Below are 25,217 nucleotides of genomic sequence, written 5' to 3' on the forward strand. Positions count from 1 at the left end.
GAGCCTACAAGGACGTATTCACGGCGCCCGCGCGGCCCACCCATCAGTATCAGCGGCCACCACGAGGGGCTTCGCCGTTGGCCGCCCTACGGCAGCGCGCGCGCCAGCATTGCCGACAGATCCACACCCGCCGGCAGCGTCCCGAACACCAGCCCATGCTGCCCTTCCAGCCGGCTGGACACGAACGCTTCAGCCATTGGACTGCCCGCCCGCAACATCAACGCTGCCTGCAACAGCAGCGCAGTGCGCTCGCAGAACAGCCTCGCCTGCGACTCATCCGGTGCCGGCGCCGCTGCCCAACGCTGCAGCGCCGCCGCGTAGCGCGCATCATGATCGGCCACCGCTGCCAGCTCGGCGCGCAGCGCCGCCAGTGCCTCCGGTTCACGTGCCAGCGCGCGCAGTACGTCCAGGCACTGGATGTTGCCACTGCCTTCCCAGATCGAATTCAACGGCGCCTGCCGGTACAGCCGCGGCAGCATCGATTCCTCCACATAGCCTGCGCCGCCGAGGCATTCCTGCGCTTCGTTGACGAAGGCCGGCGCGCGCTTGCACAGCCAGTACTTGCCCAGCGCCGTTCCCACCCGTGCCAGCGCAGCTTCGTTGGCATCCACGGCGGCGCGATCCACCGCGCGTGCGATGCGCATCGAAAGTACCGTGGCCGCTTCCGATTCCAGTGCCAGGTCGGCCAGCACATTGGTCATCAACGGGTGCTCGACCAGCAGCTTGCCGAAGGTGCGGCGATGGCGTGCGTGGTGCAACGCCTGCGCCAACGCCATGCGCATTTCCGCCGCTGCGCCCAGCATGCAATCCAGGCGGGTCATCATCACCATGCCGATGATGGTGGCCACGCCACGCCCCTCCTCGCCCACCCGCCATGCCTGCGCGCCGCAGAACTCGACTTCGCTGGAGGCATTGGCCCAGTCGCCAAGCTTGTCCTTCAACCGCATCAACCGGAATGCGTTGCGGTCACCGTCGGCCAGTCGGCGCGGCATCAGCAGGCAGGTCAGTCCTCCCGGCGCCTGCGCCAGCACCAGGAAGCCATCGCACATCGGTGCGGAAAAGAACCACTTGTGGCCGACAAGGCGATAGCGCTCACCATCGATCGGTTCGGCGCGCGTACTGTTGGAGCGCACATCCGAGCCGCCCTGCTTCTCGGTCATGCCCATGCCCAGGGTGATGCCGGCCTTGTCAGCCACCGGCACGTCGCGCGCGTCATACACCGGCGCTGCGGCCTTGCGTGCCCACTCGGCCAGATGCGGCTGCGTGTGCAGCACCGCTACTGCTGCATGGGTCATCGTCAACGGGCAACTGGTGCCGGCCTCGGCCTGGTGGTGCAGGTAGCTCAACACCGCACGCGCGACATGCGCGCCGGGTTGCGGTTCATGCCAGGACAAGCCGGCGACACCGTGCGATTTCGCCGTCTCCATCAACTGGTGATAGGCCGGGTGGAACTCCACCGTATCGATGCGATGACCCTGCGCATCATGCGTGCGCAGGCGTGGGCGATCGCGGTTGGCATCGAAGCCGAGCCGGTACAGCTCGTCGCCGGCCAGCGCGCCATAGACCGCCAGGCGTGGCGCGAAGCTGCCAGCGCCTTCGCGTTGCACGGCTTCCATCAGCGCCACGTCGTCAGTCCACAACTGGCGCCCCGCGAACGGTGGCGGCTGGTTCAACACCACATGGGTTTCGTAGGGCGCGTCGCTGCTGAAGCTTGGTCCACTCATCCGGTCCATCCTGGCGGCAAGAGGTATGCGGTCCGATTGTGCCGCATGACTTGCCAAGCCCGTGTTCAGGCCGGTTCTCACCGTCTGCACGAGCAGCAGGCCACAGTGATCGCATGGCAGCCAACGACGATCTGGTGGTGCTGCGCCCGGAAGGGCTGTACTGCGCCGCCGGCGATTTCCACATTGATCCCTGGCGACCGGTAGCGCGCGCGGTCATCACGCATGGCCACGGGGATCACGCCCGCCCGGGCATGGGCGAGTACCACTGCAGCGAAGGCAGCCTGCCGATCCTGCGCTGGCGCCTGGGCGATGTTCCGGTGCAGGCGCACGTCGAGGGCGTGCCGTTCCGCCTGGGCCGGGTACAGGTATCGCTGCATCCAGCCGGTCACGTCCTGGGATCTTCGCAGGTGCGCATCGACGACGGGCGGCAGGTCTGGGTCGCCTCCGGCGACTACAAGCGGCAGCCTGACCCAACCTGCGCGCCGTTCGAAGTGGTGCCCTGCGATACCTTCATCACCGAAGCCACCTTCGCCCTGCCGATCTACCGCTGGCCGGACACTTCGGCCGTCGCTGCCGAAATCGTGGCGTGGCGCCGCGAATGCGAACAACGCGGCGAGGCTGCGATCCTGCTGTGCTATGCGCTGGGCAAGGCACAGCGGGTGCTGGCAGAGCTGCGGCCACTGGACGATCGGCCGGCCTGGCTGCATGGCGCCATCGCCAATGGCGTGGCGGTGTACCGGCAGGCCGGCGTACCGATGCTGGAGACGCTCACCGTGGCCGAACAGGGCCGCCGGCCCGATGCCGCCGGCCAGTTGATCCTGGCCCCGCCCTCGGCTGCGGGCACGCCCTGGATGCGCCGCTTCGGCCGTCACCAGCTGGGCTTCGCCTCGGGCTGGATGCAACTGCGCGGCAACCGTCGCCGCCGCAACGTCGATCGAGGCTTCGTCATTTCCGACCACGCCGATTGGCCAGCACTGCTGCAGACGATCCAACAGACCGGCGCGCAGCGGGTGATCGCCACCCATGGCAATACCGATGCGTTGATTCCGTTCCTGCGCGAGCGCGGCGTGGCTGCCGAAGCCTTCCGTACCGATTTCGGGAGCGAGGAATGAAGTCCTTCGCAGCGCTCTACCAACGCCTGGACCGCAGCACTGCCACGCTGGACAAGCGCGCAGCGCTGGTCGACTACTTCCGCCAGGCAGGCGCACACGATGCGGCGTGGGCGCTGTACCTGCTCAGTGGTGGCAAGGTGGGCGGCGCGCGCAGGAAGATCGCCGCCAGTGGCGAACTGCGCGCGTGGATCGCCGAGCAATCAGGGTTGCCACCGTGGCTGGTGGAAGACAGCTATGCGCAGGTGGGTGACCTGGCCGAAACGCTGACCCTGCTGTTGGACGACCCACCACACCCCTCGCCTGACCGGCCCCTGGCCGAATGGATCGAACAGCACCTGCTGGCGGTCGCCAACCAACCCGAGGCGGTGCGTCGCGCGGCGATCGTCGCCGGCTGGCAGCAACTGTGCAGCGGCGAACGCCTGGTATTCAACAAGCTGCTGACCGGCGCCCTGCGCGTTGGCGTGTCGCAGCGACTGGTGCAGCAGGCGCTGGCCGAGTGGTCCGGCCTGGACATCGCACGCATCGCCCAGCGCATGCTGGGCGAGTGGGTGCCCTCGCCCGGCGTTCTGGCCCAGCTGCTGTCGCCGGATGAATTGCCGCTGGACCGGCAGCAGCCCTATCCGTTCTTCCTGGCCTCGCCACTGGAGGGATCCCCTGCCGAACGACTCGGCCCGATCGATGACTGGCTGCTGGAATGGAAGTGGGATGGCATCCGCCTGCAGCTGCTGCGCCGGCGCGGCGAGGTCGCCTTGTGGTCACGCGGCGAAGAGCGGCTGGATGGCCGCTTCCCCGAGATCGAACAGGCAGCGATGGCGCTTCCCGATGGCTGCGTGCTGGACGGCGAGCTGCTGGCCTGGGACGAAGCCGCGGACCTGCCGCGTGCCTTCACTGCGCTGCAGACGCGCATCCAGCGCCGAAAACCCGGTGCGGCCACCCTGCGCAACACGCCGGTGCGGGTGCTCGCCTATGACCTGCTTGAACTCGATGGCGTAGACCTGCGCGAACGTCCGCTGCAGCAGCGGCGCGCGCGTCTCGCCGAGGTCGTCGGTGCACTGAACGATGCACGGATCCAGCTCTCACCGGGCGTTGACGCCGACGACTGGCTCCAGGCGGCGGCAATGCGCGACGTGGCACGCGAACGCGGCGTGGAAGGACTGATGCTGAAACGGCATGCCTCGCCCTACCAGGCCGGACGCCGCCGCGGTGACTGGTGGAAATGGAAGGTCGATCCGCTCACCATCGATGCGGTGCTCCTGTACGCGCAGGCCGGCCATGGGCGGCGCAGCACGCTGTACACCGACTACACCTTCGGCGTCTGGGACGGCGACACGCTGGTACCGGTCGCCAAGGCCTATTCGGGCCTGGATGACAAGGAAATCCTCGCGCTTGATCGCTGGATCCGCGCCAACACCCGCGAGCGCTTCGGCCCGGTGCGCAGCGTTCGCGCCGAACACGTCTTCGAGCTGGGCTTCGAGGCGGTCAACCGCAGCAGCCGGCACAAGTCGGGCATCGCCGTGCGTTTTCCGCGCATCCTGCGCTGGCGCCACGACAAGCCCGCCAGCGAAGCCGATCAGTTGGCCACGCTGCAGGCGTTGGCACGATGAACCGCAGCCAGGCACTGCGCCGGCTGGAAGACTGGTTCGCGTCCAGAGGCTGGCGCTCACTGCCGTTCCAGCGCGCGATGTGGCGTCACTATCTCGCCGGCGAATCCGGGCTGCTGCATACACCCACAGGCAGCGGCAAGACACTGGCGATGTTCGGCGGACCGCTGCTGCAGGCCATGATCGACCCGCCACCCTCCCCCCGCCGCGCCAGCGCGGTCCGCCCGCTGCAGGTGCTGTGGGTGACCCCCTTGCGCGCGTTGGCCAGCGACACCGCGCGCGCGCTGCAGACCGTGGTCGATGGGCTGGGGCTGGGTTGGCGTGTCGGCCTGCGCAGTGGTGACGCCAGCAACCGCGAGCGGCGCCAGGCGCGCGAGGGCCGCATCGACGTACTGGTGACCACGCCGGAATCACTGGCGCTGCTGCTGAGCTATCCGGATACGCTGCCGCGCATGCAGCGGCTGCGCTGCATGGTGGTGGACGAATGGCACGAACTGCTGGGCAACAAGCGCGGTGTGCTGCTGCAGTTGAACCTGGCAGTGTTGCGCCAGGCCGCGCCTGCATCGCAGCTGTGGGGACTGTCGGCCACGCTGGGCAATCTGGATGAGGCGCGCGATGTACTGCTGCCCGGGCAACCGGATGCACCGATCGTGCAGGGCGTACGCCCTCGCGCAGTGAGCGTGCGCAGCGTGCTGCCGGACCCTGGCGAACATTTCCCCTGGGCCGGGCATCTGGGCCTGGCGCAGCTGCCACGCGTGCTGGATGCACTGATGCAGGCACGCAGCAGCCTGCTGTTCACCAATACGCGCGCGCAAGCTGAATTGTGGCATCAGGCGCTGGCCGCAGTCTGGCCGGAAGAACCGGACACGCTTGCGCTGCACCACGGCTCGCTGGACCCGGTGCTGCGCCAGCAGGTGGAGGATGGCCTGCGCGCGGGCGCGCTGCGCTGCGTGGTTGCCACCTCCAGCCTCGACCTCGGCGTCGACTTCCCCGAGGTTGAGCAGGTACTGCAGCTGGGCAGCCCGAAGGGCGTGGCGCGCCTGCGCCAGCGCGCCGGACGCGCACGGCACCGCCCGGGTGCCAGCGGTTCCATCCTGTGCGTGCCCAGCCATGCGCTGGAACTGGCCGAGTACGCCGCCGTGCGCCGTGCGTTGGCCGGGAACGTGGTCGAAGCGCGCAGGCCGCCGACGCTGCCGCTGGATGTGCTGGCCCAGCATGCGGTCAGCCGCGCCCTGGCGGGCGGCTTCGACAGCGCCGACCTGCTGGCGCAGGTGCGGCGTACCCATGCCTTCGCGTCGCTCGGCGACGACCAGTGGCAGGCCGTGCTCACATTCGTCGTGCAGGGTGGCCAAGCGCTGGCCCAGTACCCCGATTTCCACAAGGTCGTGCGTGATGCCGATGGGTGGTACCGCATGCACGACCGTCGCCAGGCGCTGCGTCATCGGCTGTCGATCGGCACCATCAGCAGCGATGGCAGCGTGCGCGTGCAGTTCCTGCGCGGCGGCAGCCTGGGCGCCGTGGAGGAACAGTTCGCCAGCCGCCTGCGCCGTGGCGACCGCTTCCAGTTCGCCGGGCGCCTGCTGGAGCTGGTGCAGCTGCGCGACATGACTGCCTTCGTCCGGTTGGCACGAGGACGCGGTGAGGGGATCGTGCCGCGCTGGCAGGGCGGCCAGTTGCCGCTGTCGATGCCGCTGGGCCGCGAGCTGGAGTGGGTACTGTCCGGTGCTGACGACAGCGCCGAGTCACGCTGGCTGTCACCCCTGCTGGCACTGCAGCAGCGGTTGTCGGCGCTTCCCGGCCCAGCCCATCTGCTGGTGGAGGATGTGCGTCGTCGCGAAGGCCAGTTCCTGTTCGTCTATCCCTTTGCCGGCCGCCACGTGCATGAGGCGCTGGCCGCCCTGCTGGCGCTGCGCTGTACCCGCCGGCAGCGCAACAGCATCGGCTATGCGGTGAACGATCACGGCCTGGTGCTGGCACCGGCACAGGCCATCGATCTGGATGCGGCGCAATGGCGGGCGCTGTTCTCCACCGATCAGCTGCTGGATGATCTGCGTGCTGCGGTGAACCTGGGCGAGCTGGCGCGTCGCCAGTTCCGCGGCATCGCACGCGTCGCCGGCCTGCTGGTCCCCAGCCTGCCCGGTGGCATGCCACGGGCACTGCGCCAGCTGCAGGCGTCCGCGGGACTGCTCTACGACGTACTGCGCGAGCACGACCCGGATCACCTGCTGCTGGCGCTGGCGGAACAGGAAGTGCTGAATGACAGCCTCGACATGCCGGGGCTGCAACAGGTACTGGCCAAGGTTCGGATGCAGACCCTCTCGGTGCAGCGCCCGGCGTCACTCACGCCGTTGGGTTTCCCGCTGTGGGCCGAACGCCTGCGCGGGCAGTTCAGCAACGAAGACTGGCGTACCCGGGTGCAACGCGCGGCCCAGCAGCTGGAGCGTCGGCATGGCCGATGAACTGCCGCTGCTGCGCGCAGGCGAGTCGCTGGTTCTGCTTGGCGCGCGTGCACTGTACTGGCCCGCGCGGCAGGCACTGCTGCTCGCCGACCTGCACCTGGGCAAGGCCGATGTATTCCGCCGCGCAGGCATCGCGCTGCCCAGCGGCGGTACCGGCAAGGACCTGCAACGCCTGCAGGGGCTGCTGGACAGGCATGCCTGCCGCGAGCTGTGGATCCTGGGCGACATCCTGCATGGCCCGGCGCATCGTGCTGCGTGGTACCAGCAATGGCTGGGATGGCGCGAACGCAATGCCGCACTGGACGTGCATGTCCTGCGCGGAAATCATGACCGGCAGCTGCCGCATGCCGAGCTGCAGGTGCAGATCCACGACGAAGTACGGTTGCCACCGTTCCTGCTTCGGCATGAGCCGGTGCCCGATGCGGAGCTGCATGTGATCGCCGGGCATCTGCATCCACAGATCGCTTTGCCTCCGTTGCGGCGGCGCTTCCCCGCATTCTGGCTGCGTGACAGGATGACGCTCCTGCCGGCCTTCTCCGCGTTCACCGCCGGAATCGTTCCTGTTCCCGCTGCCGGCGAACAGATGGTCGCCTGCGTGGACAACGGCCTGGTGGCACTGCCCCTGGCTTGAATCAGGCCGGACGGATATCCAGCTGCGGCATCAGCTGGAACTCAGGCGTGTCCTCTTCCCGTCGCCGCGGCAATGCCTGGATCGCCGCCAGCATCTCCTGCGCGCAGGTGCGGATGCGCGTGTGGTGCTCAGGCGACGCATGACTGATCAGGCTGCCGACATGGAACTCGAACACGTCCTCCAGTACGTCGGGCTGGTCCTCGTGCAGCATCTGCAACAGACCGCGCAGCTTGCAGATTTCCGATTCCAGCTCCTCGACCGCGAACAACATGGCATCCTCCTCTTCGACAACAGGCGGCACATCCGGGCCGCAACAGGCCGCGACGGCAGCGCCTCCCGGGCCACGCGCGATGTTGATCACGGAAAGGAAAACGGGCGACGCGCAATCGCGTGCAACCTACTTCTCGCATATGCGCAGTGAGGCAACCGTTAATTCACGTGACGACGCGTTTCACGCAGTGGCTGTGATCGCGTTGATGCGAGGCACCTGCGCCGCAGTGGCCAGCGCGTCGACGAAAGCCGGATCCAGCGCGAGCGAACCGAACCAGCCATGCTGGGTACCGCTGAGCACACGCAGCATGTGACCACGTCCACCCGGCAGGCGCCCCATCGGGCCGAGCAGCACGTCGCGCGCTTTGGCCCAGGCATCGCGATCGGACTGGAACAGCGGCGTCAGCCAACGGCTCCAGCGCTGGTAGACCGCAACGTGTGCCCTGCGCTGCGCCTGGTAGGCCTGCAATGCCGTGGCACCGCCACCATGCGCGCGCAAGGCATCGCGCAGCGCCAGCGCATCGAGCAGCGCCATGTTCACGCCCTGGCCCAGCTGTGGGCTCATCGCATGCGCGGCATCGCCGGCCAGCACCATGCGGCCGTGATGCCAGCGCGTCATCACTGCGTCGCGGTAGACGGCCCGTGCCAGCTGGCCGGCGTCACGCAGATGCGCGAAGCGTGCACTGGCCTGCGGCCACAGCGCATGCAGTTCGTCCAGCCAGGGCGTCATGCCGTCGGCCTGCCAACGTTCGAAATCGTCGCGTGGCAGGCTCCAGAAAAAGCTCAGGCGCGGCGTGTCATCACCGGGCCGCGTACCGACCGGCAACAGCCCGATCATCTTGCGTGCGGCCACGTAGCGCTGCCGCAGCTCCTGCAGGTGTGGCCAGTCTTCGGCCGGCAACAGGCACCACAGCGCACCCCACGGATACACGCGATCCAGTCCGTTACCGTCTTTGATCGTGCCGCGCAGCGTCGAGGCCGCACCATCGGCGGCCACCACGAGGTCGAACGCACCGTGCAGGCGCCCTTCGCTGTCACGCAGGCGGCCGTGCTCGGCATCCACTGCAGCGATGCTGACGCCGGCATGCAGCTGGCCCGCACCTGCACGCGCATCATCCAGCAACGAGAACAGGGCGCCGCGCTGCATGCCAAGGCCGTGCAGGCGCGCGTCCAGGCCGGCGTAGCGCATGTCCATCACTGCGCGTTCGCACGGCGTATCGCCGTACAGGCGATGCACCGGCGCGGCATGCGCGCGCACGGCGTCAAGCAGGCCCATCTGCCACAGCACCTGCAGGCCGCTGGGCTGCAGCAGGAAACCGGCGCCAACCGGTCCCGGCGTGGGCACACGTTCGAAGATCTCCACCTCGTGGCCATCACGGGAGAGCAGGATGGACAATGCCTGTCCAGCGGTGCCGTAGCCGATCACGGCGATGCGCAGTCGTTCCTTCATGGGCGCATTGTGCCCGAGCACAAATCCGGATGCCCAGCGGGGCCTCCGCCCACGGCAGCGCAATTCTTGTCGCAGGGCAAAAAAAACCCCGCCGGAGCGGGGTTTTCAACGCACTGTCGAGTGGATCACTCGGCCGGCGTGATGTTCGAAGCCTGGGCGCCCTTCGGGCCCTGGGTCACGTCATAGGTGACACGCTGGCCTTCCTGCAGGCTGCGGAAGCCCTTGGAGTTGATGGCGGAGAAGTGCGCGAACACGTCGGCGCTGCCATCCTCCGGCGAGATGAAGCCAAATCCCTTGGCGTCGTTGAACCACTTGACGGTACCGTTCGGCATGGTGATGCGAGACCTTATGCAATGAATGGGTGGTGTACGCTGAACCCGCGCACAAGCTGAGTATGCAAAGCTTGCTCGGGGAAGACAATCACCCCCGCGCCAATTCGCCCACCAGTTCCGGAAGTCCGTTGCTGGCCGCCTGCACATTGGCCAGCACTTCGGCCATCGTAATCTCCTCGCCATCACCGCAGCCGGCGGCCCAGTTGGCGATGATCGCCAGGCAGGCATAATCCAGCCCCAGCTCCCGCGCCAGTGCGGCTTCCGGCATGCCGGTCATGCCCACCAGATCGCAACCGTCGCGGCGCATGCGGGCGATTTCGGCGATGGTTTCCAGGCGCGGGCCCTGCGTTGCGCCATAGCAGCCACCGTCATGGACCGTGACACCGGTCACTTTGGCTGCCGCCAGGATCTTGCTGCGCAGCATCGGCGTGTACGGATGGCCGAAATCGACGTGGACCACGTCGGAGCCTTCTTCTTCACAGATCGTGCTGATGCGGCCCCAGGTGTAGTCGATGATCTGGTCCGGGCAGGCGAGCACGCGCGGACCGAAGTTCTCGGTGATGCCACCCACGGTGTTCAATGCCAGCACCCGCTGCGCGCCCAACTGCTGCAGCGCAGCCAGGTTGGCGCGGTAGTTGATCTTGTGCGGCGGCAGCGAATGCCCCTCGCCATGCCGCGCCAGGAACGCCACGCGATGGCCGAGCAGCGTGCCCACGCGCACCGGGCCCGATGGGCGGCCGAAGCGGGTGTCGACCTCGTGGGTCTGCACGTCGTCAAGCTTGGCCAGGTTGTAGACACCGGTACCGCCGATCACGGCCAGGGCGATCTGTTGCATTGGAAGCACTCCATGAAAAGACGAACGCCGGCACCCGAGGATGCCGGCGATGGAAAAAACGCGCTGCGGGCGGCCGCGCCGTTATTCCTTCATTGCGTAGATGGCCGGCACGCAGCGCAGGGTCTCGTTGACGTCCATGCCGAAGCCGAACACGTAGCGGTCCGGCAGCTCGATGCCCGCGTAATCGGCGGTCACATCGGGCAGCGCACGGTCGTGCTTCTTCACGGTCATCGCAGCGATGCGCACATCGGTCGCGCCCTGTTCCAGGCACCAGGTGCGAACGCCCTGCAGGGTGTAGCCCTCGTCGAGGATGTCGTCGACCAGCAGCACGCGGCGGCCGAACAGCGAGGTGGCCGGCTTGTGTTTCCAGACCAGGTCACCGCCGGTGGTTTCGCCGCGGTAGCGGGTGGCGTGCAGGTAATCGAACTGCACGTCCTGGCCGCGCGCGCCCAGTTCCAGCGCCAGCTGGCCGGCGAACGGCAGCGCACCATGCATGATCGACAGGAACAACGGCACCTCGCCCTTGTAATCGCGCGCGATGGCGTCGGCGATAGCAGCGATGGCCTTGTCGATGGTGGGGCGGTCGACCAGCAGGTCAGCCTGGGCCAGGGCCTGGGAAATGGTGAGGTTGGGCATCAGACGGTTCTTCCAAGGGTTTCAAGCAGACGGGATTGGGTGTCGCCATGGCGGGCATCGGCCAGCAGGCCGTCCCAGCCGAGCGCGCCGCGGCCGAGCAGGCCCAGCAGCGCAGCAGTATTGAGGGAACGTCCCTGCACCGCATGCAGGGCTTCATCGACCAGTTCCGGATGGCAGACCAGCACCACGTCGCAACCGGCGTCCAGGTGCGCGTGCACGCGTGCCGGCACGCCGCCGGCGCTGTGCGAGGCGGCCATGCCGATGTCATCGGAGAACACCACGCCGCGGAAGCCGAGTTCGCCGCGCAGGACGTCCTGGATCCAGCGTGGGGAATAGCCGGCGGGCTCCGCTGCCACCTGCGGATAGATCACGTGCGCCATCATCACCGCATCGGCACCGGCGGCGATGCCGGCCTGGAACGGCACCAGGTCCTGCGCGCGCAGTTCGTCCAGCGCGCGTGGATCGATCGCGGTATCGACGTGGGTGTCTTCCAGCACGGTGCCGTGACCAGGAAAATGCTTGAGCGTGGCGGCCATGCCGACCGCGTGCATGCCGCGCACATAGGCTGCAGTGAACGCGGCCACGACCTGCGGGTCTTCACTGAAGGCGCGGTTGCCGATGGCGCGGTTGCCGCGGCCAAGGTCGACCACCGGGGCGAAGCTGAGATCCAGGCCGCTGGCGCGGACTTCACTGGCCATCAGCCAGGCGTGCTGCTCGGCCAGCGCCAGGGCCTGCTGCGGGTCGGTGGCGTACAGGGCACCAATGTCCTGCAGCGGCGGAAGATCGCTGTAACCCTCGCGGAAGCGCTGCACACGGCCGCCTTCCTGGTCCACGCAGATCAGCTGCGGGCGCGGGGCAGCGGCACGGATGGCCGCGCTCAGATCGGTCACCTGCTGGCGCGAGGCGAAGTTGCGCTTGAACAGCACTACTCCGGCCACGGCGTCGTGCTGCAGCCAGTCACGTTCCTGGGCGGTCAGTTCGGTGCCGGCAACGCCGATCAGCAGCATGGTCGATCTCCACAACGCGCGCCCGCATGGCGCAGTGCCGCATTGTCGCAGAACCGGCCGACAGGCGCAGTGGTCAGAAAAAGGGGACGGAGGGGATTAAGGCGCAATCGGCCCCAAGGGGTTGGATACGTCTTAATCCCCTCCGTCCCCTTTTGAGGAGCCGGTCAGACCTTGCAGCTGTCCGGGCCGCAGGCCTCGTCGCCGTCAGCCGGGGCGCCCTGTTCTGCCGCGATCTGCCGCAGGGCCTGGGCGAACGCCTCGGGTGGCTGCGCCCCGGAAATCGCCCACTTCCCATCGATCACGAAGGTCGGCACCGAAGAAATGCCCAGTGCATGGGCCTGCGCCAGCTTGGCTTCGACCTCGGCCAGGCCGCGGTCGGAGGTCAGCATCTGCGCGATTTCACCACCGTCCAGGCCGCCCGCCACGCCGGCCTTCACCAGTACAGCGTTGTCGGCCAGGTTCTGGCCATGTTCGAAGTGGGCGCGGAACAGCGCTTCACCCACCGCATCCTGCACGCCATGCTGGCCGGCCAGCCACAACACCCGATGCGCCGGCAGTGTGGTCACCCGCACCTGGCCCTGGTTGAAATCCATCGACAGCCCCTCCGCGCGCGCGGTGGTCTGGGTCTGGCCGAGGATCTGCTCGGTGCGCTCGACGCCCCCGAACTTGCGCGCATAGGCCTCGCGCAGCGGCACCGGGGTGTCGTCCGCATCCGGGTCCAGCTGGAACGGCTGCCAGTGGATATCGAGTTCAGGCGCATTGGCGCCCAGCAACTGCACGCCCTGCTGGAAACGATGCTTGCCGATCCAGCACCAGGGGCAGACCACGTCGGAGTAGATGTCGATTCTCATGTCCACGACATGGGGACCGCCTTCCTCGATAAAAGGGGACGGAGGGGATTAAGTCGCTTTCCGCACAGGCGGGGTAAAGACGACTTAATCCCCTCCGTCCCCTTTTTGGGGGTTCACCACTGTGAATACGGGCGGCTGGCCAGGGCAACGTTGTAGTAGCGGGCGTCATCGGTCACTTCGGCGCCGACCCAGTCCGGCAGGTCGATGGCCTGATCGGCGCTTTCCAGTTCGACTTCGGCCACCACCAGACCGGCGTTGTCACCGAGGAATTCGTCCACTTCCCAGGTCAGGCCGGCGTGTTCGACCAGATGGCGGCGCTTGTCGATCAGGCCGCCGACACACAGCGCCAGCAGTGCGCGCGCGTCCTCCACCGGGATCGGGTAGTCGAACTCCTGCCGGGTATGGCCGAGGGTGCGCGACTTCAGGTTCAGCGCGGCGTGGTCGCCTTCGATGCGTACGCGCACCGAGGCGTTCTGGGTGCCGCGGTCGAGCGCGCCCATGTCGTTGATGTAGCCCTGCGCCATCGGGATCACCCGATGCGCGGCGGTGCGCCAGCCATCGCTGCTGACCAGGAATTTGCGTTCGATTTCGATGCCCATGGCGCAATTATGCGCCACGGGTGATGACAGCTGCTCAGCGCTTTTCGAATACCGCGATGCTTTCCACGTGCGCGGTGTGCGGGAACATGTCCATGGCACCGGCGCTGACCAGGGTGAAGCCCTGTTCGTTGACCAGATAGCCGGCATCGCGCGCCAGCGAGCCCGGGTGGCAGCTGACGTAGACGATGCGCTTGAACTGCTTCAGCGGCAGCTGCTGCAGCACTTCGATCGCGCCCGAGCGCGGCGGATCCAGCAGCAGCTTGTCGAAGCCCTGGCGCATCCACGCCGTGCTGCGCTGGTCCTGGGTCAGGTCGGCGCTGAAGAACTGCGCGTTCGCCAGGCCGTTGCGCTCCGCGTTCTCACGCGCACGCGCGACGAGGCCGGCATCGCCTTCCACACCCACCACTTCACGCACACGGCGGGCCAACGGCAGGGTGAAGTTGCCCAGGCCGCAGAACAGGTCCAGCACGCGCTCGTCCTCACCCGGCTGCAGCAGGTCCAGGGCGTGGGCGATCATCTTCTCGTTGAGCTTGGCGTTGACCTGGATGAAATCCAGCGGGCGGAACGCCAGCTCGACATCCCACGGCGCCAGCCGGAACGACAGCGCCACGCCCTGCCCGTCCAGCGGCTGCACGGTGTCCACGCCACCGGACTGCAGGTAGATCACGAAGCCATGCTGCTGGCCGAAGGCGGCCCAGGCCGCGCGGTCGGCATCGCTGAGTGGCTGCAGGTGGCGCACGGTCAGGACCACGGCCTGGTCACCGGCGATGAATTCGATCTGAGGGATGTCACGCTTGCCATCGAGCGTTTCGATGAAGGTGGACAACGCCTCGACCTTGGTGCCGATCTCCGGAATCACGGTCAGGCACTGGCTGAGGTCGGCGACGAAACGCGGATCCTGTTCACGGAAGCCAACCAGGGTCTTGTCCTTCTTCTCGACCCGGCGCACCGAGAAGCGGCCCTTGCGGCGGTAGCCCCAGCTCTCGCCGATCAGCGGCGCAAGCACGGTGCCCGGCTTCACATGGCCAATCCGCTCCAGGTTATCCATCAGCACGCGCTGCTTGGCGACGATCTGCTGGTCTTCGTCCAGGTGCTGCAGCACGCAGCCGGCGCAGGTACCGAAATGGGGGCACTTGGGGGTCACCCGCTGCGGCGAGGCCTGCAGCACTTCCAGGGTGCGCGCCTCGTCGAAATGGCGGCTGCGGGCAGTCTGTTCAGCCATCACCATCTCGCCGGGCAGGGCGCCGCTGACGAAGGTGACCTTGCCGCCCTCGCCTTCACGGCGGGCGACACCGCGACCATCATGGCTGAGGTCGAGGATCTCGGTCTGGAACGGGGTACGGTCGGTGCGGGAGCGGGATCGGGCCACGTGGCAACAGGCTGCGGGCAAAAATGGGGGCGTATTGTCGCAGATCCTGACCGATGGGGTCCGGACCCGCTTGCGCCCGTGGCCGCCGTGCTTGATGATTGGGACAGCTGACATGGAGGCAGCCCTGATGCAGATGACCCCGCGGGCCGCACGGCCCCGCTTCCTGCTTGTCGAGGACGACATCATCAGCCGCGGTTTTTTCAAGGCGGCGTTGGAAACGTTACCGGCGGATGTGGACACCGCAGATTCGCTGGCCAGTGCCCTGGCCAGTGCCGAGCCCGGCTCGCATGACCTGTGGCTGATCGACGTCAACCTGCCGGACGGCAATGGCGCGCAGCTGTTGCGTGAGTTGCGCCGTTCACATCCCGACACGCCGGCGCTGGCACATACCGCCGACGGCGATGCCTCCATTCACGCCCGCCTGCGCGAAGCTGGTTTCAGCGACACCCTGGTCAAGCCACTGGGCCGCGACCAGCTGCTGAAGGCCGTGCGCCGAGCGCTGGTCAACAGCCCGGCGGGGATCTTCGTGGCACAGGCCCCGGCCGCGGTCGAACTGGCCGTACAGGACTGGGACGAGACCGCAGCCCTGGCAGCGCTCAATGGCCAGCGCAACCACCTGATCGCACTGCGCGAACTGTTCCTGGCCGAGTTGCCGGGCGTGCGCGACGCGGTCGAGCAGGCGGTCGACCAGCACGACGAGCGCCAGTTGCGCAGCCAGTTGCACCGATTGCAGGCCAGCTGTGGCTTCGTGGGGGCGGCACGGTTGGGACGGGCGGTGCGCCAGCTGCATCATGCGCCCGAGTCCGGGCAGGCCCAGGCGGGGTTCCGCGACGCGGTGGCTGCCCTGCTGCACTGAGGGTTGCTCGGCAGGGCTGCGCCCTGCACCCGCAGATGCTTCAAGCCAAGGCAACAGCAAAAGCAAAAGCTGGCATCCCGTGGGTTGGCGGGGCGGTATCGGAGTGCGGGGACGCCGTAAACCCGTCCATGGGGGCTTGGCAGCCGCATCCATGCGGCTGACACCCCGCCCTCCGATACCGCCCCGCCTTCGACAGGTTCACTCGGCTGTTGGTAGGTGTCGACCTTGGTCGACACATCTGTCAGATATCGAAATTCAAACTGGGGTCAGATCCGTTTTCCGAAAGAAAACGGATCTGACCCCGTCGGCATGTCCGACAGCTCGCAAGAATCTGTCGAAGGCGGGGTGGGGCCGGTTGAGGGGGCGTGAGCCGCATGGGCCCGAGGCATGCCTCGGGCGGGTTGGGCAGGACGCCCAACCCCGGTCTTGCCGTGTGCGCAGGACAGCGCACACGAGCAAGCGGCGACCGAGCTTACATGGGTGAGGGCGCTTTGTTTGCGAAGCACTGCTTCGCAAGCGCCCGAACGCACAGCCGCTGGCGGCTGGGCCGGGCCCCGGAGGGGTACTTGCAGCGCCCCTCTCAACCGGACCCACCCCGCCATCCCACGGAATGCACGCTGTTGCTGTTGCTTTGGCCTCGGCAGGTGCAGGGCTGCAAGCCCTGCTCAACACCTCCTACCTGCGGGGCGCCAGCTGCTCGAGCATTTCCCAGGACTTCAGGCCGCGCGGCCCCAGGTGATGGGCCAGCACCCGCCGCATCGGCAGGCGCAGGCTGGCCAGATCGGCGGCATCCGGCTCTTCGTCAGCCGCCAGCGCCAACAGCGCCGACCCGGTGGCGGCTGCCCGGCGCTCCCCGCCGCGCTCGCTCAGCAGGCGCTGCGCACCCTCCTGCGGGTCCAGTTCGTAGCGCGCCGCCGGATCGATCGGCTGGCCATCGCTGGCACTGTCCAGCTCGAAACCCAGGCCCAGCGCAGACAGCAGCTCGCGTTCGAAACGGCGCAGGGTCCAGGCCAGGCCAGCGCCCACCGCCAGCCGCGCACGCGCCTCGCCGTAGGCGAGGTACAGCTCCGGCAGCGGGTCCTGGCGCGGGGCCAGGCGCAGGGTCAGTTCGCTCAGGTAGAAACCGGCCAGCATGGCCTGCCCGACCAGGCGTGGCGCGGCATCCAGCGCCTCGGCGCTACGCAGCTGGGCCAGTTCCCCCCGCTGCTGGGCACTGAAGCGGATCCACTGCAACGGCTGCAGGGCGGCGCGCAGCACCTGGCCCTTGGCAGTGGACACGCCACGCGCAAGCAGCCCAATACGGCCATGCTGTGCGCTCAACACTTCGACCAGCAGGCTGGTCTCGCGGTAGGCCCGTGCGTGCAGCACGAAGCCGGTGTCGTCCTCGATCATCATCGAAGCGACTACAACGCCTTACTCGTAACCGAAGGCCTTCAGCGCGGCCTCGTCGTCGGACCAGCCTTCACGCACGCGCACCCAGGTTTCCAGGAACACCTTGGCCCCGAACAGACGCTCCATCTGCAGGCGGGACTTGGCGCCGATCTCCTTCAGGCGGGCGCCGCCCTTGCCGATCACGATGGCCTTCTGGCCTTCACGCTCGACCCAGATCACCGCACCGATGCGCAGCAGGTTGCCGTCCTCGGTGAAGCGCTCGATCTCGACAGTGGTGGCGTAGGGCAGTTCCTCGCCGAGCTGGCGCATCAGCTGCTCACGCACCAGTTCACCGGCCAGGAAACGCTGGCTGCGGTCGGTGATCTCATCCTCGCCGAACATCGGCGGGGCTTCCGGCAGCAGCTTCAGCACGTCGCGCACCAGCGCTTCCAGGCCATTGCGCTTCTGCGCGGAGATCGGATGCACGGCGGCGAAGTCGCGACCCTCGGTCACCTGCTGCAGGAACGGCAGCAACGCGCCCTTTTCCTTCAGGCGATCGATCTTGTTGACCACCAGCACCACCGGGATGCCGGCGTCGCGCAGCACGTTGAACGCCAGGCTGTCCTCTTCATCCCAGCGACCGGCTTCGATCACCAGCAGGCCGGCATCGACGCCTTCCAGCGAGCCACGCGCGGCGCGGTTCATCACCCGGTTCATCGCCCGCTTCTGCACCTTGTGCAGGCCGGGGGTGTCGACCAGCACCAGCTGGCCTTCCGGATAGGTGGCGATGCCCAGCAGGCGATGGCGCGTGGTCTGCGGACGGTTGGAGACGATGCTGACCTTGGCGCCGACCAGAGCATTGGTCAGGGTCGACTTGCCCACGTTCGGGCGGCCGATGACGGCCACGCTGCCGCAATGATGGGGAGTTTGTTCGCTCACTTGGAATCCAGTTGTTCTAGGACGGCCGCAGCCGCCTGTTGTTCGGCAAGCCGCCGCGAGGCGCCTTCGCCCTCGGTGCTGGCGGCCGGGTCGGCTACGTTGCAGCGTACCCGGAAATGCTTGGCGTGGTCGTCACCGGATTCTGACACCAGTTCATACTGCGGCAACGCCTTCTGTCGGGCCTGCAGCCATTCCTGCAGGCGGGTCTTGGGGTCCTTCTCGGGCCGGCCGGAGGCCGGCAGTGCCTCGATCGAAGCGCTGAACCAGGGCAGTACCACCGCCCGGCAGGCCTCGAAACCGGCATCCAGGTAGATCGCAGCCACCACGGCTTCCACCGCGTCGGCCAGGATCGAATCACGACGGTGGCCACCGGACTTCATTTCGCCCGGGCCCAGGATCAGCCGCTCGCCCAGCTCCAGGCTACGTCCAATCACCGCCAGCGCGCCCTCACGCACCAGTTCGGCGCGGGCACGGGTCATCGCGCCCTCGTCAGCCTTGGGCCAGCGTCGGTACAACGCCTCGGCCGCCATCATGTTGACGATGCTGTCGCCCAGGAATTCCAGGCGCTCGTTGTGTGGCGCACCGGCGCTACGATGCGTCAGCGCCTGCTTGAGCAGCGCCGGGTCGCGGAAGGGATGACCGATCAGGTCACCACGTTGGAAAGGTTTATTCGGCACCGCTTCGAGTCAGGTCCTGGGATGAATCGAATTTGCCAACCACGTCCAGGTTGCCGACCAGCGGACGGCGCACTTCGTAGTTGACCTTGAGGGTCCAGCCATTGTCGCGACGGTCGAACTTCACGTTGGCCGGCTTCACGTTTTCCGAGTAATTGATGTACAGGCGCTTGAAGAACAGATCCTGGATCCGGGCCGGCTCCATGCTGCCCACGCCCGGCTCCTTGGCCAGGCTCTTCATCGCCGAGCGCACCGCGTAATACTCCTGGTACATCGGGAACAGCTTCATGCCGATGTAAAGGAAGAAACCCACCACGATCAGGACCGCCAGGAACGAGGTCAGGGTCATGCCACGCTGCGTGTTCATCGTCTTCATTGCGTTCTCCCCAGATACGCGTTGGATGTGAAGGTACTCAGTTGATGCTCGAGCCGATCCGCGACGGCTCGAAGCCATCCTTGCAGAACCAGCCCTGGCAGTTCAGCCAGATCAGGAAGGCCTTGCCGCGCAGGTTTTCTTCCGGCAGCAGGCCCCAGAAGCGGCCATCGTCGCTATTGTCACGATTGTCGCCCATCACCAGGTACTTGCCGGCCGGTACGGTCCACTGGCCCTGGCCACGCGGATAGTCGGTCTCCAGCACGGTATGGGTACGGCCCGGCAGGTGCTCGACCAGCAGGTTGGCGCCCTCGCCCTGGCCCTTGTGCCCGGCATAGATGCCCTTGTTGTCGTACTTCAGCGGTTCGCCATTGAGGATCACGCCGTCGCCTTCGAAGACCACGGTGTCACCCGGCACGCCGATCACGCGCTTGATGAAGTTCTCGCCCTTGGCCGGATCGTTGTCGCTGTGGCCGGGGAAGTGGAACACCACCACGTCGCCGCGCGACGGCTCGCCGAAGGGGACGATCTTGGTGTTGCTGATCGGCAGGCGCAGGCCGTAGGAAAACTTGTTGACCAGGATGAAATCGCCGATCAGCAGGTTCGGCATCATCGAGCTGGACGGGATCTTGTACGGCTCGGCGATGAAACTGCGCACGATCAGCACGATCGCCAGCACCGGGAAGAATGCACGCGAGTAGTCCACCAGCACCGGCTCGGTGTCGAGCAGGCCCGCGCGCTGGGCGCGGCGCTTGGCGAGGTACAGCTTGTCGGCGAGCAGGATCAGGCCCGAGGCCAGGGTCAGCACGACCAGGAGGATCTCAAACAGTTTCATTCAGGGTCCTTTGCAACGTCACCAGACGACCGGCCCCGCGAGGCCGGTGCGGGCTTACTTGTTGTCCATCTGCAGCACGGCCAGGAACGCTTCCTGCGGGATCTCCACGCGGCCGACCTGCTTCATGCGCTTCTTGCCTTCCTTCTGCTTTTCCAGAAGCTTCTTCTTGCGCGAGACGTCGCCACCATAGCACTTGGCCAGCACGTTCTTGCGCATCGCCTTGACCGTGGTGCGGGCGATGATCTGCGAGCCGACGGCAGCCTGGATGGCCACGTCGAACATCTGGCGGGGGATCAGGTCCTTCATCTTCTCGCACAGCTCGCGGCCGCGGCGGTCGGCGTGGCTGCGGTGCACGATCAGCGACAGTGCGTCGACCTTGTCACCGTTGATCAGCACGTCAACGCGCACGAACGGGCCCGCGTCGAAGCGCACGAAGTGGTAATCCAGCGAGGCATAGCCACGGCTGACCGACTTGAGCTTGTCGAAGAAGTCCAGTACCACCTCGGCCATCGGCAGCTCGTAGCTGATCTGCACCTGGCTGCCCAGGTAGTTGATGCCGATCTGGCTTCCGCGCTTTTCTTCGCACAGCTTGATGATGTTGCCGATGTACTCCTCGGGAGTGAGCACGTTGGCGCGGATGATCGGCTCGCGGATCTCCTCGACCTGGTTCACCGGCGGCAGCTTGGCCGGGTTGTCCATGTTGATGACCGAGCCGTCGGTCTTCAGGACCTCATACACCACCGTCGGCGCGGTGCTGATCAGGTCCAGGTTGTATTCGCGTTCCAGGCGCTCCTGCACGATCTCCATGTGCAGCATGCCCAGGAAGCCGCAGCGGAAGCCGAAGCCCATCGCTTCGGAGCTTTCCGGCTCGAAACGCAGCGCGGCATCGTTCAGGCGCAGCTTGTCCAGCGCTTCGCGCAGGTCCGGATAGTCTTCGGCATCGACCGGGAACAGGCCGGCGAACACGCGCGGCTGCATTTCCTGGAAGCCCGGCAGCGGCTTCGGCGCCGGATCGCCGGCCAGGGTGAGGGTGTCGCCGACCGGCGCACCATGCACGTCCTTGATGCTGGCGGTGACCCAGCCCACTTCACCGGCACGCAGCGCCGGCAGCACCTTGCGCTTGGGAGTGAACACGCCGACGTTGTCGACCTGGTGGTTGCGGCCGGTCGACATCACCTGCAGCTTGTCACCGGCCTTGATCTCGCCCTGCATCACGCGCACCAGCGAGACCACGCCCAGGTAGTTGTCGAACCACGAGTCGATGATCAGCGCCTGCAGCTTGTCGGTGTCGCGCGGCACCGGCGGCGGGATGCGATGGACGATCGCCTCCAGCACGTCCTGCACGTTGAGGCCGGTCTTGGCACTGACCGGCACGGCGTCGGAGGCGTCGATGCCGATCACGGCCTCGATCTCGGCCTTGGCGCGCTCGATGTCGGCGGTGGGCAGGTCGATCTTGTTGATCACCGGCACCACTTCCAGGCCCTGCTCCACTGCGGTATAGCAGTTGGCCACCGACTGCGCTTCCACGCCCTGCGCCGCATCGACCACCAGCAGCGCGCCTTCGCAGGCGGCCAGCGAGCGGCTGACTTCATAGGAGAAGTCGACGTGGCCGGGGGTGTCGATGAAGTTCAGGTGATAGGTCTGCCCGTCCTTGGCCAAGTACGGCAGTGACACCGATTGCGCCTTGATCGTGATGCCACGCTCGCGCTCGATGGGATTGGAGTCGAGCACCTGCGCTTCCATCTCGCGGGCCTGCAGGCCACCACAGAGCTGGATGATGCGGTCGGCCAGCGTGGACTTGCCGTGGTCGACATGGGCGATGATGGAGAAGTTGCGGATGTTCCGCATCGAATCAGAAGACATAGGTGGCGGCGGCGCGCGGCGTCGTCAGGGTAACGGTCGATTATCGCACGCCCGGCGCCCGGCCGCGAAAACTGCCTCATCGGACCGGGTCCAGAACGGACGAAGCCCCGCCGGGGCGGGGCTTCGGGGGCGGCGCCGGCGCCGCCGAAGCGGCCCTGGCAGGGGCCTTACTGGCCGGCCTTCACCGCCACGAAGGCGCTGTTGCCGTTGGCCGTGCGGACCAGCAGCATCACCACGTCGTCCTTCTTGAAGCTGGACAACGCCCGGTTCAGGGCATCCACGCTGCCGACCGCAGTGCGGCCGACCTGCAGGATCACCATGCCCGGCGACAGGCCGGCATCGCGTGCTGCCTGGCCCTTGACCCCGGTGATGCGCACGCCTTCATTGCCGTTGAGCCCCAGCTGCTTGCGCTGGGCCGCGTTCAGGTCGCTGACGTCCAGCCCCAGCAGGGCGTTGGCACCGGTCTGCGGAGCCGCCTCGCCAGCGCCAGCCGACGGCCCGCGGGCATTGCCCTGCCCGTCCTCGCTCAGTGCGGTCAGCGTGGCACTGAGCTCATGCGGCTTGCCGTCGCGGTAAACCACCAGGTTCACCTTGCTGCCCGGCGCCATCGCACCGATCAGCGGCGGCAGGTCGGACCAGCTGTTGACCGCGCTGCCGTTGACCGAGCGGATGACATCGCCCACCTGCACGCCGGCCTTGGCGGCCGCACTGCCGGCCACGATCTGGTTGACCAGCGCGCCGCGGCTGTCCGGCAGGCCCAGTCCCTGCGCCTTCAGCGAATCGATCGGTTCGACCACCGCGCCGAGCTGGCCGCGGGTGACCTTGCCGCTCTTCTTGATCTGCTCGACCGCGCTCATCGCCAGGTCGATCGGGATCGCGAAGCTGATGCCCATGTAGCCGCCGGAGGCCGAGAAGATCTGCGAGTTGATGCCGACCACTTCGCCGCGGGTGTTCAGCAGCGGACCGCCGGAATTGCCCTGGTTGATCGCCACGTCGGTCTGGATGAACGGCACGTAGCGCTGGTCAGGCCCCCCCGTACTGCGACCGACGGCGCTGACCACGCCGGCGGTAACGGAATGGTCGAGGCCGAACGGCGAGCCGATCGCGACAACCCATTGGCCCGGCTTCAGGGTGTTGGAATCACCCACGCGCACGGTGGGCAGGTTCTTGCCATCGATCTTGAGCAGGGCCACGTCGTACTGCTGGTCGCTGCCCACCACCTTGGCGGTGAACTCGCGGCTGTCGCCCAGTTTGACCTTCACCTCGCTGGCGTCGGCCACCACGTGGTAGTTGGTCAGTACATAGCCATCGGGCGAGATGATGAAGCCCGATCCCATGCCACGCCCCTTGATGCTGGGACCGCCATCCTGCCCACCCGGCCCCTGCCCCGGCATCGGGAAGTCAGGGCCGAAGAAGCGGCGGAAGAACTCGGGCATGTCATCGTCGCCCATCGGGCCGCGCGAGGCCTGGCGGTTGTTGCGGACGATGGTGGTGTCGACGTTGACCACGCCCGGGCCGACCTGTTCGACCAGGTTGGTGAAGTCGGGCAGGCCGCTGACCAGCGGTTGTGCAGGCGCCCGCGGCGCCGCGGCCGGCGCAGGCTGGGCCGGGGCGGCAGGCGCCGGCGCCTGCGCGCAGGCCACCAGGGGAAGGGTCAGAGCCAGCAGGCCAATGGCCTGCGTGCGAAGTCGGGGAGTCATCGGACGGCAACCTCCGGGTCGGATGGAAAGAGGAATACGGGCCCCGCCGACGGCGGGGCGTGAAGGCGCCCGGCTCAGTCGCGCGGGCGCGGCGGCACCGGCAGGTCGTCCTGCAGGCGCGGCTCGAACGGGTAGAACGCGGCACCGCCGGCGCGGGCCGGGAAACTGGCATTGAGCGCGCCACCTGCGGTCGGCGCCAGGCTGGAGCGCGGCCACGGCCGGGCCTGCAGCCCGCCGACCTCGCCGAATGGCAGGTTGCGGTTGGCGTTGGCCGGTACGGTCGGAGCCAGCGGTGCCTGCACGGCGGCGATGGCGCGCTGCGGAGCGTCATCGCGCTGGGCGGCACGCGCGGCCTGCTGGCTGCGGGTTGCACTGGCGCGGCGGGCGTCCTGGCGACGGCTGGTAGCAGCCATCGCCACAGCCGGCGCCGCCGCCACGGCCATCGCGGCGGTATCCACCGATGCTTCAGTCACCGGGGCCGGCGAGGTCGGCGCCGGCGGCAGTTCCGCCTGGCTGGCGATCACCTGGGGGGCCAATGGCTCGCCGGGAGTGGCCTCCTTCAGCTTCTCGCCCCCCATGAACAGGGCGACCGCAGCAACCGATGCGGCCAGAGCCGCGCCGCCGCCCCAGGCCCGCCAGCCACTGCGACGTACCTGGCGACGCGGCTCGGCCTGCGGCGTCGGCTCGGCCGCGATGGCGGCAGCCACGGCGGCACTGAACCCGGCCGGAGCCAGTGCCGACGCCTGCCCGCGCATCACGTCGCCCAGCAGCTGCCAGCGCTCCTGGCAACCGGCCAGCTCGGGGTCGTGCTCCATCCGGCGCAGCAGGAAACGCGCTTCATCGGCGCCCAGCTCGCCATCGACCAGGGCCGACAGCTGCTCGCGATGGCGCTGGTCCAGGCGCTGCCCGGCGGGCGATTGATGGTTCTGCGATTCGTTGAACGGGTTACTGGTCATACGCGGCTCTTCTCACGGGTGGCGCTGCCGATGTCCAGCAGCGGCCGGAGTTCGGTGTCGATCGCCTCGCGCGCCCGGAAGATCCGTGAACGCACCGTGCCGATCGGGCACCCCATCTTCTGCGCGATATCCTCGTAGCTCAGGCCTTCCACCTCGCGCAGGGTGATCGCTGACCGGAGTTCTTCCGGCAGCGCGTTGACGGCCTTCATCACCGTCTGTTCCAGCTCCTGGCGCATCAACTCGCGTTCGGGCGTGTCGGTGTCACGCAGGCGCGTACCACTGTCGAACTGTTCGGCATCGCCGATGTCGATGTCATCGGTCGGCGGCCGTCGATTGTGTGAAGCCAGGTAGTTTTTGGCGGTATTCACGGCGATTCGATGCAACCAGGTTGAGAACTGGGCATCGCCACGGAAACTCCCGATCGCGCGGTAGGCACGGATGAAAGTGTCCTGGGCGACGTCCTGACATTCGCTCCAGTCGGCGATGTAGCGACCGACGAGGGCCACCACCCGATGCTGGTACTTGCGCACCAGGACATCGAAGGCGGCACTCTCGCCGTGCTGCACGCGCCGGACCAGTTCCAGATCCAGCTCCTGTGGTGTATCAACCTCGGCCATGAGGGGCCGCACTCCTGTCAGCCCAACCGACGTCGGGCAATGAGACTGCCAATCCCGGGAAAAGTTCAGTCGCCGATCACCTGGCGCCGCACCAGCTTTTAACCACCGTTCCGTTAGCGTCCCGGTCCACGGCCATGGATCCGGGGGCGCCACTCCC

At 67.4% G+C, this 25,217-nt stretch carries 24 protein-coding genes; 5 read left to right on the forward strand and 19 right to left on the reverse strand.

The genetic code is table 11. The annotated features are described in order from the left end of the window. Positions 1-86: 86 nt before the first annotated feature. Positions 87-1,724: an acyl-CoA dehydrogenase family protein gene (locus tag ACEPA4_RS14650; protein ID WP_262090249.1), complete on the reverse strand. Its 1,638-nt coding sequence runs from the start codon at positions 1,722-1,724 to the stop codon at positions 87-89. Between the two features lie 113 nt (positions 1,725-1,837). Here ACEPA4_RS14650 and ACEPA4_RS14655 point away from each other — a divergent pair, with 113 nt between their 5' ends. The 4 genes from ACEPA4_RS14655 to pdeM are packed head-to-tail and all read left to right on the forward strand — an operon-like array spanning position 1,838 to position 7,527. After that, positions 1,838-2,836 carry a ligase-associated DNA damage response exonuclease gene (locus ACEPA4_RS14655; protein ID WP_262090251.1) on the forward strand — a complete coding sequence of 333 codons (999 nt, stop codon included), beginning with the start codon at positions 1,838-1,840 and terminating at the stop codon, positions 2,834-2,836. Next, entirely contained in the window at positions 2,833-4,440 is a 1,608-nt protein-coding gene (locus tag ACEPA4_RS14660; protein WP_111178635.1) for an ATP-dependent DNA ligase, read from the forward strand. The genes ACEPA4_RS14655 and ACEPA4_RS14660 overlap by 4 nt, the downstream gene beginning before the upstream one ends. Next, a complete protein-coding gene (locus ACEPA4_RS14665) occupies positions 4,437-6,896 on the forward strand; it encodes a ligase-associated DNA damage response DEXH box helicase (protein WP_164230454.1) in 2,460 nt (819 codons plus the stop codon). Before ACEPA4_RS14660 ends, ACEPA4_RS14665 begins: the two co-directional genes overlap by 4 nt. Further along, positions 6,886-7,527, forward strand: coding sequence for a ligase-associated DNA damage response endonuclease PdeM (gene pdeM / locus ACEPA4_RS14670; RefSeq protein ID WP_262090255.1), 642 nt, complete (start codon positions 6,886-6,888; stop codon positions 7,525-7,527). The genes ACEPA4_RS14665 and pdeM overlap by 11 nt, the downstream gene beginning before the upstream one ends. 1 nt (position 7,528) lies before the next feature. Here the strand turns inward: pdeM and ACEPA4_RS14675 are convergent, their stop codons facing one another. The 9 genes from ACEPA4_RS14675 to rlmD all read right to left on the reverse strand — a co-directional run bounded on the left by ACEPA4_RS14675 (position 7,529) and on the right by rlmD (position 14,876). Beyond that, complete coding sequence (locus tag ACEPA4_RS14675) at positions 7,529-7,798, reverse strand: hypothetical protein (protein WP_053500349.1); 270 nt, start codon at positions 7,796-7,798, stop codon at positions 7,529-7,531. 180 nt (positions 7,799-7,978) lie between these two features. After that, positions 7,979-9,247 (reverse strand): NAD(P)/FAD-dependent oxidoreductase, encoded by a 1,269-nt coding sequence (locus ACEPA4_RS14680; RefSeq protein ID WP_139727478.1) that lies wholly within the window; start codon positions 9,245-9,247, stop codon positions 7,979-7,981. 125 nt (positions 9,248-9,372) lie between these two features. After that, the gene (locus ACEPA4_RS14685) at positions 9,373-9,579 is read right to left on the reverse strand and encodes a cold-shock protein (RefSeq protein ID WP_005410590.1); all 207 of its coding nucleotides are present in this window, start codon (positions 9,577-9,579) and stop codon (positions 9,373-9,375) included. An 88-nt stretch (positions 9,580-9,667) separates the two neighbouring features. Continuing rightward, positions 9,668-10,414, reverse strand: a complete 747-nt coding sequence (locus tag ACEPA4_RS14690; RefSeq protein ID WP_005418222.1) for an S-methyl-5'-thioinosine phosphorylase — start codon at positions 10,412-10,414, stop codon at positions 9,668-9,670. 81 nt (positions 10,415-10,495) lie between these two features. Continuing rightward, a complete protein-coding gene (locus ACEPA4_RS14695; protein ID WP_005418223.1) occupies positions 10,496-11,050 on the reverse strand; it encodes a hypoxanthine-guanine phosphoribosyltransferase in 555 nt (184 codons plus the stop codon). Next, complete coding sequence (gene nagZ, locus ACEPA4_RS14700) at positions 11,050-12,057, reverse strand: beta-N-acetylhexosaminidase (RefSeq protein WP_139727479.1); 1,008 nt, start codon at positions 12,055-12,057, stop codon at positions 11,050-11,052. The genes ACEPA4_RS14695 and nagZ overlap by 1 nt, the downstream gene beginning before the upstream one ends. A gap of 164 nt (positions 12,058-12,221) precedes the next feature. Continuing rightward, complete coding sequence (locus ACEPA4_RS14705) at positions 12,222-12,908, reverse strand: DsbA family oxidoreductase (RefSeq protein ID WP_139727481.1); 687 nt, start codon at positions 12,906-12,908, stop codon at positions 12,222-12,224. A 113-nt stretch (positions 12,909-13,021) separates the two neighbouring features. After that, positions 13,022-13,507 (reverse strand): CYTH domain-containing protein, encoded by a 486-nt coding sequence (locus ACEPA4_RS14710; RefSeq protein ID WP_053500339.1) that lies wholly within the window; start codon positions 13,505-13,507, stop codon positions 13,022-13,024. A 34-nt stretch (positions 13,508-13,541) separates the two neighbouring features. Continuing rightward, positions 13,542-14,876, reverse strand: a complete 1,335-nt coding sequence (rlmD, locus tag ACEPA4_RS14715) for a 23S rRNA (uracil(1939)-C(5))-methyltransferase RlmD (protein ID WP_139727483.1) — start codon at positions 14,874-14,876, stop codon at positions 13,542-13,544. A 127-nt stretch (positions 14,877-15,003) separates the two neighbouring features. Between rlmD and ACEPA4_RS14720 the strand changes: the two genes are divergently transcribed. Further along, complete coding sequence (locus ACEPA4_RS14720) at positions 15,004-15,732, forward strand: response regulator (RefSeq protein ID WP_005418228.1); 729 nt, start codon at positions 15,004-15,006, stop codon at positions 15,730-15,732. Between the two features lie 675 nt (positions 15,733-16,407). Here ACEPA4_RS14720 and recO read toward each other — a convergent pair. The 9 genes from recO to rpoE form a co-directional block, all read right to left on the reverse strand. Further along, complete coding sequence (recO, locus tag ACEPA4_RS14725) at positions 16,408-17,127, reverse strand: DNA repair protein RecO (RefSeq protein WP_053499700.1); 720 nt, start codon at positions 17,125-17,127, stop codon at positions 16,408-16,410. Positions 17,128-17,145: 18 nt separating this feature from the next. Further along, positions 17,146-18,042, reverse strand: coding sequence for a GTPase Era (era, locus tag ACEPA4_RS14730; RefSeq protein ID WP_005410599.1), 897 nt, complete (start codon positions 18,040-18,042; stop codon positions 17,146-17,148). Further along, complete coding sequence (gene rnc / locus ACEPA4_RS14735; RefSeq protein WP_005418230.1) at positions 18,039-18,719, reverse strand: ribonuclease III; 681 nt, start codon at positions 18,717-18,719, stop codon at positions 18,039-18,041. Before rnc ends, era begins: the two co-directional genes overlap by 4 nt. Then, on the reverse strand, positions 18,709-19,092 hold the full coding sequence (locus tag ACEPA4_RS14740; RefSeq protein WP_014038086.1) for a DUF4845 domain-containing protein: 384 nt from the start codon (positions 19,090-19,092) through the stop codon (positions 18,709-18,711). Before ACEPA4_RS14740 ends, rnc begins: the two co-directional genes overlap by 11 nt. Positions 19,093-19,129: 37 nt before the next feature. Then, positions 19,130-19,924: a signal peptidase I gene (lepB, locus tag ACEPA4_RS14745; protein WP_005418234.1), complete on the reverse strand. Its 795-nt coding sequence runs from the start codon at positions 19,922-19,924 to the stop codon at positions 19,130-19,132. A gap of 54 nt (positions 19,925-19,978) precedes the next feature. Continuing rightward, positions 19,979-21,772, reverse strand: a complete 1,794-nt coding sequence (lepA, locus tag ACEPA4_RS14750; RefSeq protein WP_005418237.1) for a translation elongation factor 4 — start codon at positions 21,770-21,772, stop codon at positions 19,979-19,981. A 182-nt stretch (positions 21,773-21,954) separates the two neighbouring features. Continuing rightward, the gene (locus ACEPA4_RS14755) at positions 21,955-23,487 is read right to left on the reverse strand and encodes a DegQ family serine endoprotease (RefSeq protein WP_065185459.1); all 1,533 of its coding nucleotides are present in this window, start codon (positions 23,485-23,487) and stop codon (positions 21,955-21,957) included. Between the two features lie 74 nt (positions 23,488-23,561). After that, positions 23,562-24,443 carry a sigma-E factor negative regulatory protein gene (locus ACEPA4_RS14760; protein ID WP_065179471.1) on the reverse strand — a complete coding sequence of 294 codons (882 nt, stop codon included), beginning with the start codon at positions 24,441-24,443 and terminating at the stop codon, positions 23,562-23,564. Then, positions 24,440-25,060, reverse strand: a complete 621-nt coding sequence (gene rpoE, locus ACEPA4_RS14765; RefSeq protein ID WP_005418256.1) for an RNA polymerase sigma factor RpoE — start codon at positions 25,058-25,060, stop codon at positions 24,440-24,442. Before rpoE ends, ACEPA4_RS14760 begins: the two co-directional genes overlap by 4 nt. Positions 25,061-25,217: the final 157 nt, after the last annotated feature.

The organism is Stenotrophomonas sp. P2112 (assembly GCF_041897515.1).
Classification (GTDB): domain Bacteria; phylum Pseudomonadota; class Gammaproteobacteria; order Xanthomonadales; family Xanthomonadaceae; genus Stenotrophomonas; species Stenotrophomonas sepilia.